General features: G+C 71.3%; 12 protein-coding genes. 3 read left to right on the top strand and 9 right to left on the bottom strand.

Annotated elements, in window-relative coordinates:
• The 6 genes from AB0M39_RS39665 to AB0M39_RS39690 all read right to left on the bottom strand — a co-directional run.
• Positions 1 to 1,820: tetratricopeptide repeat protein (locus AB0M39_RS39665; RefSeq protein WP_365373351.1), on the bottom strand; the 1,820-nt coding region annotated here is incomplete at its 3' end.
• 48 nt (positions 1,821 to 1,868) lie between these two features.
• Positions 1,869 to 2,372: a hypothetical protein gene (locus AB0M39_RS39670; RefSeq protein WP_365373354.1), complete on the bottom strand. Its 504-nt coding sequence runs from the start codon at positions 2,370 to 2,372 to the stop codon at positions 1,869 to 1,871.
• 258 nt (positions 2,373 to 2,630) lie between these two features.
• Complete coding sequence (locus AB0M39_RS39675) at positions 2,631 to 2,918, bottom strand: hypothetical protein (protein WP_365373357.1); 288 nt, start codon at positions 2,916 to 2,918, stop codon at positions 2,631 to 2,633.
• Positions 2,919 to 3,233: 315 nt separating this feature from the next.
• Positions 3,234 to 3,770: a hypothetical protein gene (locus AB0M39_RS39680; RefSeq protein WP_365373360.1), complete on the bottom strand. Its 537-nt coding sequence runs from the start codon at positions 3,768 to 3,770 to the stop codon at positions 3,234 to 3,236.
• A 420-nt stretch (positions 3,771 to 4,190) separates the two neighbouring features.
• Positions 4,191 to 4,967 carry a hypothetical protein gene (locus AB0M39_RS39685; protein ID WP_365373363.1) on the bottom strand — a complete coding sequence of 259 codons (777 nt, stop codon included), beginning with the start codon at positions 4,965 to 4,967 and terminating at the stop codon, positions 4,191 to 4,193.
• A 407-nt stretch (positions 4,968 to 5,374) separates the two neighbouring features.
• Positions 5,375 to 5,581: a hypothetical protein gene (locus tag AB0M39_RS39690; RefSeq protein WP_365373365.1), complete on the bottom strand. Its 207-nt coding sequence runs from the start codon at positions 5,579 to 5,581 to the stop codon at positions 5,375 to 5,377.
• 271 nt (positions 5,582 to 5,852) lie between these two features.
• On the opposite strand from AB0M39_RS39690, the gene AB0M39_RS39695 reads away from it, so the two are divergent.
• From AB0M39_RS39695 to AB0M39_RS39705, 3 genes are all read left to right on the top strand, one after another.
• A complete protein-coding gene (locus AB0M39_RS39695) occupies positions 5,853 to 6,848 on the top strand; it encodes a hypothetical protein (protein ID WP_365373368.1) in 996 nt (331 codons plus the stop codon).
• Positions 6,849 to 7,325: 477 nt separating this feature from the next.
• Positions 7,326 to 7,790, top strand: a complete 465-nt coding sequence (locus AB0M39_RS39700; protein ID WP_365373370.1) for a hypothetical protein — start codon at positions 7,326 to 7,328, stop codon at positions 7,788 to 7,790.
• A 73-nt stretch (positions 7,791 to 7,863) separates the two neighbouring features.
• Positions 7,864 to 8,697 carry a transposase family protein gene (locus tag AB0M39_RS39705; RefSeq protein WP_365373372.1) on the top strand — a complete coding sequence of 278 codons (834 nt, stop codon included), beginning with the start codon at positions 7,864 to 7,866 and terminating at the stop codon, positions 8,695 to 8,697.
• Between the two features lie 100 nt (positions 8,698 to 8,797).
• Here the strand turns inward: AB0M39_RS39705 and AB0M39_RS39710 are convergent, their stop codons facing one another.
• The 3 genes from AB0M39_RS39710 to AB0M39_RS39720 form a co-directional block, all read right to left on the bottom strand.
• Complete coding sequence (locus AB0M39_RS39710; RefSeq protein WP_365373374.1) at positions 8,798 to 9,025, bottom strand: hypothetical protein; 228 nt, start codon at positions 9,023 to 9,025, stop codon at positions 8,798 to 8,800.
• A 131-nt stretch (positions 9,026 to 9,156) separates the two neighbouring features.
• On the bottom strand, positions 9,157 to 9,999 hold the full coding sequence (locus tag AB0M39_RS39715) for a hypothetical protein (RefSeq protein ID WP_365373377.1): 843 nt from the start codon (positions 9,997 to 9,999) through the stop codon (positions 9,157 to 9,159).
• Positions 10,000 to 10,324: 325 nt separating this feature from the next.
• Positions 10,325 to 11,020 (bottom strand): hypothetical protein, encoded by a 696-nt coding sequence (locus tag AB0M39_RS39720; protein ID WP_365373379.1) that lies wholly within the window; start codon positions 11,018 to 11,020, stop codon positions 10,325 to 10,327.
• Between the last annotated feature and the right edge of the window lie 256 nt (positions 11,021 to 11,276).

The raw sequence follows: 11,276 nt of genomic DNA on the forward strand, positions 1-11,276 counted from the left end.
GTGGTCAGGGTGTCGGGGTGGTCTGCGCCCAGCACCCGCACCTTGTCGGCCAGGGTCTGCTCGAGCAGGGGGACGGCGCGGGCCGGATCCCCCGCCTCCTCGTACGCGAGTGCGAGGTTGTTGCAGGTGGTCAGGGTGTCGGGGTGGTCTGCGCCCAGCACCCGCACCTTGTCGGCCAGGGTCTGCTCGAACAGGGGGACGGCGCGGGCCGGATCCCCCGCTTGCCTGTAAGCGAGTGCGAGGTTGTCGCGGGTGGTCAGGGTGCCGGGGTGGTCTGCGCCCAGCAGGCGCTCGGAGGCGGTGCGAGCGCGTTCGAGGCGTTTGATCCCGCGGGTGGACGAGCCCAGGTCGGTCAGGAATAGGCCAGCGTCACTAAGGAGGCAGGCAGTCGTGTCGGTGTCGGTGTCCGCGGCGGTGTGGTCGGCGAGGGCGTCGATGTGGGGAAGCAGGGCACGCCAGGTGGGCCAGGTGGCGGGGTCCTCCACGGTGGGGGGCAGGGCGTTGTACAGGTTGACGGTCGCCTGCTCGCGGGCGTGGTCGATGAGGTCGCACGTGCGCTGGGGGTCGTCGGGGTCGGGGGTGCGGGCGAGGGCCTGGACGAGGCGGTGGACGGCGAGGGTGCCGGCGCCGGGGTCGGGGATGATCATGTTGTAGGCGGTGAGCAGGCCGATGGCCTGGTTCAGTGCGGGTGGGTCGGTGGAGCCGTCCGCGAGGGTGGTGGGGATGTCTTCGGGGGCGTACCAGGCCAGGGTGCGCAGGAGGTCGGCGGCGGCCGGCTGGCGGGTGGCGATCTGGTGCAGGGTGATGTCCCAGATCCGGGCGATGGTCCGCTGGGCGGGGGTGGTGGCTCCGCCGTGGCCGAACATGGCCGCCGGGTGTTGGGCGAGCAGGTGCAGGTAGGTTTTGGGCGTGGTGAGTGGGTTCTGGGCGAGGTAGGCGGCCGCCTGTCCGACGGCGAGGGGCAGGTGGCCGAGTTCGGCGCACAGGTCGGCGGCTCCGTCCAGGTCGCGTGGGCCTGCTTGGGTGGCCATGCGGGTGAGGAGGGCGAAGGACTCGGCGTCGTCCATGACGTCGAGGCGTAGCAGTGTGGTGGCGTCTCTCCAGGCGGCGGCGAGGCGGCTGGTGATCAGGAATCGGCCGGTGGGGGCGCGGGCGATCAGGGCGGTGACGTCGGCGGGGTCGTTGACGTTGTCGAGGACGAGCAGCCAGTCGGTGTGGCTGGCCAGCCATTGCAGGCCCCATTCGGCGAGTTCCTCGGCCGGGAGGGCTCTGGCCAGGGCGGGCTGGAGGGCGGTCGTCAGGCTTGCCAGGCCCTGCTCGACGCCGGCGGGGCTGTCTGCGGTGATCCAGCGCACGGGTGCGCAGCCGTGAGGGCGGGTGGCGGCCCAGTGGGCGGCCAGGGTGCTCTTGCCGACTCCGCCGAGCCCGTGGAGGACCTGTACCAGTGCTGTTCCGGGGGTGCGGGGGGCCGTGTCGAGGCGGTCTAGGTCGTGGGAGCGGCCGACGAAGCCTGGTCGGTGTGGAAGGTCGTCGAGCCCTGCGGGGGCGTCCACGTCGGCGGGGGGTCGCATGGCTTCGGGCGGAAGGTGGACGTTGGGGCTGTAGATGCCGGTGTTCGCGAACCCGCCGTGGGCGGCGGTCGCCGGCCCGCTCTGGATCACGACCTGCTCGCCGCGGCGGGGTTCGGGCGTCCGGGGTCCGGGCGCAGCAGGCGACGGTTCGTCGCGGGGAGTCCACCGTGCGAATCGGTCGCTGCTTCCCGTCGACTTCGCAGGCGCGGCCGTGTCGCCGGAGCTCTTGTCCTTCCGCCATCGGCTCATGCGAGCTCCCTGGGCTCACCTCGCGTCGGCTGCGGGGGCGGCATGCGGTCATTCGTTGACGATGCCGCTGACGGCGCCGGAGCCGGGCCCCTCTGCTTCCGCGTCGCCTGTGTTCACCGCCGTCGCGGGGCCGGTCGGGCCGGAGCCCGTGCGTTTGACCCCGGTCACCGCGCTGCCGCCGTCGCGGGCGACGGCCTTCCCCGTCGAGATGGCCGTGTCGCCGGTTGAATCCGCGACGAACGACAGCATCTCCCGCAGCTGCTCGGCCGCCCGTTCCTGCCCGGGCGCGTCGAGGCTCTCCAGCAGGGCCTCGAACCGGCCCTGCCACACGCCTTCCTGCCGCAGACGCTCGGTGCCGACGTCGTGCGCGTGGCTCAGGACCTCGGCCGTGTGGTCCAGACGCTCGTGCTCGGCGTCTGCACGCGCGGCGTCGTCACGCCCGAAGAGATCTCCGACCCGTCGCCGCAGACCGTTCCACGCGTCGGTTCCCGCGGCCTGGACCACCGCGGTGCCGCCGGCCAGCGCCAGAGCCGACAACGCCTCGACCAGCATGTGATCACCGCTCTCGCAGACAGGCCGCGACTGGTGGCGTCGGGCGGCGCGGACACTCGTCGGCCCTCATATCCAGACAAGCGCACACAGCCCGATCCTGCAAAGCGCGCAGGCTGGACGCCCTGCCGCGTAACGAGCCGGCCAGATCCACGACTCTCCCAGGCCGAAGCCTGGTTGACGCATCAACCAGGCTTCGCAGCGCGTGCGCACGACTGGGCCCGCCCGGCCGGCGTGGCGGGGCGGGTCAGGGGCGTCGTCTCAGTCGAACAGGCTCGGCATGCCGTGCGGGAACAGCTCGTGGTGCGCGAGGCGTTCGCGGTGCTCCTGGGTGATCTGCGCGTCCGTGCGGTACAGGCCTGCTGCCGCGGCGCACTCGCGCGCCAGGAGGAACCGGCCGTGCACCCATGCCAGACGCGGGTCCGGGGGCCGTGTGGCGCCGGGCCAGGCGGTCCAGTCGTGCCCGGTCTCGGTAAGCGCTGTCGCGTACGCGGCGAACTCCCGCAGGAGGATGTCCCCGAGCCGTCCGCGTTCCTTGTGCGTGGACACGGCTACGCCTCCGCGGGGACGGTCGGCGGGGCGAGCAGGACAGCGGACATAGGTACTCCAGAGAAAGTTGGCTGTGGCGGCGGGGACAGCGGTCCACGCCGCGCACGGGATTAGGGCCGCAACACGCGGCGTCGTGCAGCCGGGCCGGTCGGGGCAGGCTGGCTCTGTGGCCCCGGCAGACTCCGCTCCCCTGGCTGCATGGGGCGCCCGGAACCCGCGGGTGCGCTCGGAACGACGACCGCCCGCCACGGGCTCGCCCCGGCCGGTGAGCTCGCTCGGCCGGGGCGAGTCTGGTGGGGTCTCGCGGTGCGGTGCTCAGCTGTGGTCGCCGGGGGCGGGCTCGCCGGGGTGGCAGTAGACGTCGCCGAGGAGTGTGGAGTGGAGTGTCACGATGCCGCTGGGCAGCTCCAGGTGGACGCTGAGGGTCCGGCAGGGCACGGTCTGGGCCGCCCATGCGCGCAGCCGGTCGCCGGTGATCTGCTCCTCGTAGGCGAACTCGCCCCAGGTGGTGCTCTCGCCGTGGAAGCGGCTGTCGTAGCGGGAGGCGGTGATGCGGTGGAGCTCGTTCGGGCGGAGCCGGTGGACAAGCGCGAACCGGCTGCCCGTGCGGGGCCGCCGGCGCCACCAGGAGGTCACCGTGTCGTCGGTCAGGCTAAGGCCGTCGGCGTGGCCGGGTATCGCCCAGCGGCCGTGGTTTCGCAGCCACAGGTAGCCGCCCGGGGCCGTGGCGCAGTCGCCGTCGGCGAACGGCGGCAGGCCGGTGAGCGAGTGAGCGGTGCGGGCCCGGACGAAGAAGTCCGCGGCCGCCGCCCGCGGGCCGTCGTAGACAGCAGGCACGAGTGTTGCGAGCATGACAATCTCCTGCGGGGGTGTGGGAGGCAGGCGGATCGGCCGCGCGCCGAGGCCGTTGCCGGAGGGTGGCCCCGGGCCGGCTCGGAACTCAGCAGCTGACAGCGCGCACTGCGCGGACCGGGAGCTCCACCGTGGTACGGGCCGCCGTTAGCCCCGCAAGAGGACACGAAGAGGACGCGGGCGGACTCGCCGCGCTGCTCGGCCTGTGTACGCGAAGCCGCTCGAGGAGAGCGGCGTGGGATGGGCGGGCCGCGTGCGGCGGGCACGGCCATTGCCGCAGGGGTGCGGCTGCTGCACCGCGTCGGGCGCCGCAGCCTGCCCAACAGGCGGCCGGGCGGGCGTTGTTCACCGTGGGTGCCGACGGAGCGGAGGGCCCGTCTCCGCCAGGTTCGGCGGGGACGGGCCCTGGTTGCGCGGGAGTCAGCGGTGGGCGCGGGCCCTGGCCTGCTGACGGGCGCGCCGTTGGGCTGCCTCGGCGTCGCGCTGCTTCTGCAGCTCGCCGAACGAGGCGGTCAGGAGCTTGCGGGGCCGGTTGGCGGTCATGCCGACCCGCGGCGGTCCGTGCACGGCCAGGACGTCGGAGGCGGCCTGCGAGGAGTACCCGGCCGCCTCCAGCTCGGCCAGTGTGGGGAAGACGTCCGCGTGCCGGTCTCGCGTCTCGTCGATCAGTGCGTCCTCCTTGCCGCCCTTGGAGTAGACGAACTTGAAGTTGGCGGGCGGGTTCGTCTCCACCAGGCGGGCGAAACGACTTCGCTGCTTGGTGTAGGCATAGAAGGTCAAGCCCGCCGGGGCCCCTCTCATGATGTCCATCCACATGAGCGTGTAGGAGTCGTCGAAGAAGTCGCCGGCGTCGTGTACGCGGATGTGGCCGAGCCTGCCGGTCTCGGGGTCGGGCTGGTAGCGGCGGTGGCGCAGCTCGGCGGCCATCCGCTCCTTCCACAGCAGCGGGGTGTCCAGCACCATCCGCAGGTTCTGTTCGTGGCGCCTGCGCACGTTGGGGTAGCGGTAGGCGCCTTCGAGGGCGAAGCAGAAGTCTTTGCAGACCGATGCCATCGGGCAGACGTTGACCGTCCGCACGGTCGTGGTGCCGTCGGGGGCTTCGTCTTCGAGGCGGACGATCCACGCGGGCAGGGTCCAGTTGAAGATGCCCTGCTTGCGCAGGCGGGAGTTCTGTGTGAGCAGCCAGTCTGTGGTCATGGGAGGGGCACTCCACGAGTCCGGAGGGTCGGATGAGGTGGTGTGCGGTGTAGGAGGCAGTCGGTGAGAGGCCCGGCCGCGGGCGGCGGGGCGGTCTCGGTGCCATGCCTGCGCCCGGCCTCCGCCCGGGGCGCCGCGGTTGCGCGGGCCGAAGGCCCTCTGCGGCGTGCGAGAGGCGGAAGGGGGCTGCGCAGCGATCCGGACCGGGTCCGACCGTGGTGGTGTCACGCGGGGCGGGGACCGGTCCAGCGCTCGCACCCTGCCCCGACCAGGGGCAAGCTCCGCAAGTCCCGGCGTCGGCCGTGCCCGGGCGCCCCGCGACAGCCTCGTCCCCGGCCGGACGGGGCGACCGGGCCGGGGCCGGGAGCTGGGGTCCGTGCGTGCGGGAGCGGGTTCTCCCGCGTGTGTCAGATGCGGGCGGTGTGCTGGGTTGCGGCGACGTCGGGGTTGCGGGCATGCCAGGCGGTCAGCGCGTCCAGCCTCCGGCGCGCGTACGCGCTCGCGGTGGCCCATCCGTTCGCCTCGGCGCGCTCCAGCAGAGCGCGGACGTTGCCGACTTGGTGCTCCATCTCGCCGCGCAGCGTCCAGCTCTCGCGCCAATGAGATCGTTCCATCCTGATTCCGCAGGTCACAGGGCTGGTGTGGGCCGGGAGGGACGGGCTCGCACCGGTCAGGAGCGTGATCGTTGCGGGGAGATCATCAGTCACCTCTGGACCTCGGTGTTGGCGAGGACGAGGAGGGCTCGCAGGAGGATTTGAGTGCAGTTCCAGGAGCATGCGGCCTGGGAGCGGAGTCGGAGCTGGCGGTGGCGTGAGCGCTTTGCCTCCCCCCTTGATCACACCGGTGTGGCTAGGTGCATGATGTGCCTGGACATAGGGGGGACGCATGACGCAGACCACGCCGCCGAGATGGGGGCTGACATCGCCGGGGGCTCCTGGGAATCCGGGTGTGCCGCCGCAGGGGTTCATGCCCGTGCGGCCCCCGGACGGCGGGAACGGTGCGGTGTTCACCGTCGGGGCTGTGGCAATCGGGGCTGAGACCGTAATCGCCGCGCTGGTCGCCGTCCTGCACAGCTTGCAGTCCGAGTCCCACGGAGGCGAAGGCGGCCTCGGATGGCTGGCCGGCACCATATTCGCGCTCGTGCTGCTGGCAGTCATGTCGATGATCGCTGGGTTGGCAGGTTCGGCGATGGCGGTGCTTCCCCTCGTTGTCCTCGGGCGTGCGGTGGCCCGCCGTACGGGCCGGCGCGACAGCTGGCAACTCACCCTGGCCACTGTGGCGGTCGTTGCCGTCACCCTGGCGCTGCTTATCGGCTCCTGCACGCTCCTGGCCGGCTTCGGCGACCTGCTCGTTTATCCCGTCCTTGCCCTCAGCCTCATCGTCGGGCTGGCACCCGCGACCCTGTGCGCCCGGGCGGCGGGGAACCCCGGAAAGCCCGGGGCCCGATGGCGGGTGCTCGGGGGCGTGGCGCTGGGCGGTCTGGGGCTGCTCGCGGTGACGCTTGCGGTCGGGGTCGCGGCGTACAGCTCGGGGATCCTCAAGATCTACGAACCGCCCCGACTCACTGAAGCCGACATGGTCGGCACCTGGACGGACGGCGGCGGCGGAAGCCTCCGCTTCGAGGCGGACGGCACGGTGACGGCAAAGGGCGTCAACGAGTACGAGGCCACAGGTGAGCAGTCCGGTGCCTACAACTGCACGGGGAAATGGCAGCTGACCGAGAACGAGGGTGCCGGCCGGCCGTTCGAGCTCAGCATCGCGGACTGCGAGAGCCTGTCCTTCGGCTGGGACATCGGCGGTACGGAGGAACACCCGACGGTCTTCACCTGGATCGGCGAGCCGGATTCGGGTGAGCGGTACATCCTTACGCGGCAGCGGTAAGCCATCCGGTGCTGAGGTTTCGGGCCTGGCCGGGTGTCGGTGTGCGGTCATGCCGCCCTCGATCCGTGGCCTCCACCGCCACATGGGTCCCAGCCGACTGCCCCGAAGCGACGCCGTAAGCACCACGCCGTACGCCAGGAACGTGGGAAACGATCTCCACCAACGTGGGATGGCCCTAGCTGTACCAGCTCTATCACCGCTCATCAGCGACTTCCGTCGGTGTCCCACCGGGCTGTCTGCTCGAAACGAAACGCCCGGGCCCGCTGGGCTCGCGCTGCCCGACCTTGCTCTCCTCAGATGGCGGCGGCCTCAATGATCAAGTTTCATTCTGAAGTCGCAGGTCACGGGCCTGGCGTGGGCTGTGGCTGGCGAGCTCGGGCTGGCCGGGGGCGAGATCGTTAGCACGTGATTGTCCGTCACGGGTGAGGTCTGGCGTTCCGGGGCGGGCTCGGCGGTCGGCCACGTAGGTTCCGCGGCATGACAGATGTGCTGACGTGGACGCTTCAGCAGCGGCTTGAGCTGGAGGAACGTGCAGAGGTGTTGCGCAAGGAGCTGGCCGAGGTCGAGGGGAGACTGGTTCGGCTGGAGGCCGCCGAGGCGGTTTTCGGGGAGTGGGCCGAGGCGACGGACGGCGGACGGAGGTCGTCGGACATCGTGGAGCCGGACCCGGAGCCTGTGGCGGTGACGCCAGGTGCGGCCGGGATGCGGCTGGTCCCCGACCGTGCGGACGGGATGGGGGTGGAGGCTCTGACCTCGGACTATCGGCGGATCATGGAGATCGTCGCCGATGCGGGCGGTCCGGTGATGGCCAAGGACGTCGCCCGTGCGCTGGGCCGTGAACTCACCCCGGCGAAGGTCGAGCCGGTCCGGGGCCAGCTGCGCAAACTCGCCGACCGGGGCTGGCTGGCCCGTACTGGAGCGGGCCGCTACCTGCCGCGCTGACCTTCCAGGGGAAGCGGCGGAGGGGCCATGTCTGCCCGTAACGCGAGGGACCCCGGCGGGTGTTGGTGAATCTGTGACGAAAAACCAGCCCGCCGAGGGCTCTCACGATCCTGTCTACCAGGTCCGGCTACCGCTGTCGAAGTCGACCATCGATCTCGTCGCCGGCCTGATACGCCGGCACCGCAACCGGCTCGGCACCCGATGGCGCAAGCTCGATGCCGGCAGCCAGGCGATCGTCGTCCTGGCTGTCCTCCGCCACGACCAACGCCTGGCCGACATGGCCGGTGGCAACGCCGTCTCGGCCTCCACCGTGCGCCGCTGGGTCACCGAAGTGATCAACCTGCTCTCCGCGCGGGCCCCGCGCCTGGCCCGCGCCCTGAAGAAGATCGCCAAGAAGGGCGGGGTGGCCGTGCTCCTGGACGGCACCCTGATCCGCACCCGCCGCCGCACCGGAGCGGAGAACCGGAAGAACTACAGCGGGAAACACAAGGCCCACGGCCTGCTGTTCCTCGCACTGACCGACGTCAAGGGCAACCTGATCTGGATCCCCTCGGCCCGGCCCGGACGGTCCAGCGAGATCACAGGCACCCACCACGACAAGATCACCGCCCATCTCCGCGAAGCCGGCCTGGGCGCCCTGGCCGACCTCGGCTTCGTCGGCCTGGACGACCAGCCAGAGACCGACCCGGTGATCATCACCGGCCGCAAGGCCACCAAGAACCACAAACTCACCGACGCGGAGAAGGAAGCGAACCGCCTGCTAAACCGCGAACGCGCGGCCGTCGAGCACGGCTTCGCAAACCTCAAGTCCTGGCGCATCCTCACCAAGGTCCGCATGAACTCCCGCCACGCGACCGCCCTCCTGCGAGCCCTCCTCGTCCTCGCCAACACCGAAGTCCAGAGGTGACCGATGATCTCCCCGCAACGATCACGCTCCTGACCGGTGCGAGCCCGTCACTCCCGGCCCACACCAGCCCTGTGACCTGCGGAATCAGGATGGAATGATCTCAATGGATGGGATCGCCGCCGGGAAGGACCACGTAGAGGCAGTCGCCCAGGGGGCTGCCGACGAGTCCGGGCTGTCGGGCGAGACGAGCCCGGGCACACGGCTCGCAGGCATGGCCGACGCCGTCCAGGAGGTATCCGTACGGGGCCGCGGTCAGACAGTGCGGGCTGCCCACGGCACACGTGACGCGGGTGGCCACGGTCATGGGGGCAGGGGTGGTGTCGTTCATGGCGCGTTCCTCGCTGCTGGGGCCTGTTGACGGACCTGAGCGTGGCTCCAGGAGAGCCAAGGGCCGCAACCGGCCTTCTGCGATGGCGCAGTGCCGGGCGGGCCAGCAGCGTGCGGCCCGCCCGGGGCCGTCTACTGCTGGGCTTGATGCCAGGCGACGAAGTGCACAGGGGCGGTGCCGCGCAGGAGCGCTCTCACGGAGCGCCGTTCCTCGTCCAGGGTGACGCCGACGTCCTCCATGACGTGGTGGCCGAGCCATTCCTCCAGGAGTCGCAGCAGCCGCCAGGAGTCCTTGGGATCGGGGGTGCTCAGGGACAGTTCGATCCCGCAGTCGTCGCTGCTGAGGACCCACTGGCCGACGGGGCCGGCGCCGCCGTCTGCGAACCGGGAGGCAAACCCTCCGAAGGCTTGCCGATACGCGTCGGCGTTGGCCCGAGCGCGTCGGGTCCGGACCCGGGAGAGGTGCAGTGCTCCCATCGCCGCCTCAGGAACGGGGGCGTCCGCCGCAGAGAGTTGGACCGTACGGGGCTCGTCGTCGGTCCAGGACTCGGGCAGACTGACGAACGTCTGGGCGGCCACGCGGCCGTCTGCGTCGAGGACGCTCATGACGCGGCAGCGCTTTTCTCCGGGCGCGATCCGCACGGTGAACTGTGAGGGGTCCGGCTGCTCGTGCAGGCCGTCGGCGTGAGCGCTGCCGGGGGTCAGCAGGCCGGCGCAGTCGCCGAGGAGCCGGTCGATCCCCTCGAGCAGTGTCCTGTACGGCAGCTGCTCGGGCAGCGAGTCGAGCGATCCGCAGTCGCCTGCGGGCAGGGCCGCCGCTGGATCGCATTCCAGGATCCGGACAGCGTGCATGAATCGCTTGTGGTCGTTGCGGAGAACGGCGATCACTCTGCCGGGCAGGTGAGGACTCGTCTCCAGAGCGAGGGTCAGATCGCCTCCGGCGTCGAACGTGCAGTGTGCGGTGAACGGCGGCATGTCAGCCTCTCAAGACAGGGGAAGGGTGGGCCCGGGCCGGAAGCAGCGGCGTGGGACTGGGCGCCGCGACTGCGACCCGGCACAAGCACGGTGACGGGGTGGAGGGCTAGCCGCGCAAGCTCCTGGGCTGGCGAGGCCCCGGAAGCACCGGCAAGCACCGGAGGATCGGGGGCCGCCCGCCGCCGTCCGGCACGGGGACGCCCCGCCGGGCCGTGGCGAGCGGGTTGGCCCCGCAGCTCACGCAATGGACGGCAGCGGTGCGGAGGAACGCCGACGGCCTGCACCCGCGCAAGGGGATGCAGGCCGTCGGGGGAACGAGCGGGGTCTACGGCTCGACTCGGATGTCGCCCAGGGCGCCCTCCCGCGTCGGCTCGTATCCCTCGAGCAGGCGCGCATAGCGCTTGGAGCCGGTGTGGAGCTGGATCACCGTCCACAGGCCCGCCTCGGGCGTGGTCGCCCGGCCGACCTCGATGCGTCCCAGACGCACTGAGTACGCGCCGTCGTCGAGCTGCCGGAGGTACCCGATACCGGACCCCGCTCCGCGGGTGTTCATGTCGACGAGGTAGCCGTCAGGCATGTTCGTCAAACTGAAGAGCACGCCGGGGACGGGGATGAGTGAGGGGTGGGAGGCCGCGCTGATCTCGGCCCCGCTGCGAGCGGAGCTGCGCAGGGTGCCCTCGCACTCGCAGTGGTTGTTCACGCAGCAGGTGCACACCGAGGCGTCGATGCCGGTATCCACGGCCGCGCCGGGACTGGCTTGGCCAGCGGGCCTGCTGCGTGCCGACTGGACCGGCGGGGCGTACCAGTACAGGCACTCGGCGGCCGCCTGCCGGGTGATGAACCCGGGAACGCCGATGCCCTGCTTCTCGGGCGCGAAGTCGGCAGTCCAGCCAGCTGCGGCTGACTGCCACACCACTCCGAGGAGCTCCCCGCGGCCGCTGGAAGGAGCTGCGTTCTGGAGGTACACCGTGAACCGGTCCGGATTCCGGGGGTCGGCGGGGATGAAGATGAACTTGGGCATGACTTGGTCCTTATCGAGGGATGGAACACAGTCGGTGCCGGGTCCGCCGCAGTGTGGCCACCCTGCGGCGGCCCGGCAGGTCACACCGTGCAGAGAGGCGGAGCTAGAGCCGCAACCCCCGATTCAGGCGCTGAGCTCAGCGGAAGCGTCAGCAGCGACCGACCGGCGGGACGGGCGCAGGAGAGTCCGGCCTGACGGCGTTGCGGCCGGCACTGCCCGGGCGGCGTCCGGAGTCAGCTGTGGGAGGCGCGACGCC

The sequence above is a fragment of the Streptomyces sp. NPDC051907 genome (genome assembly GCF_040681075.1).
In the GTDB taxonomy this organism is placed as follows: domain Bacteria; phylum Actinomycetota; class Actinomycetes; order Streptomycetales; family Streptomycetaceae; genus Streptomyces.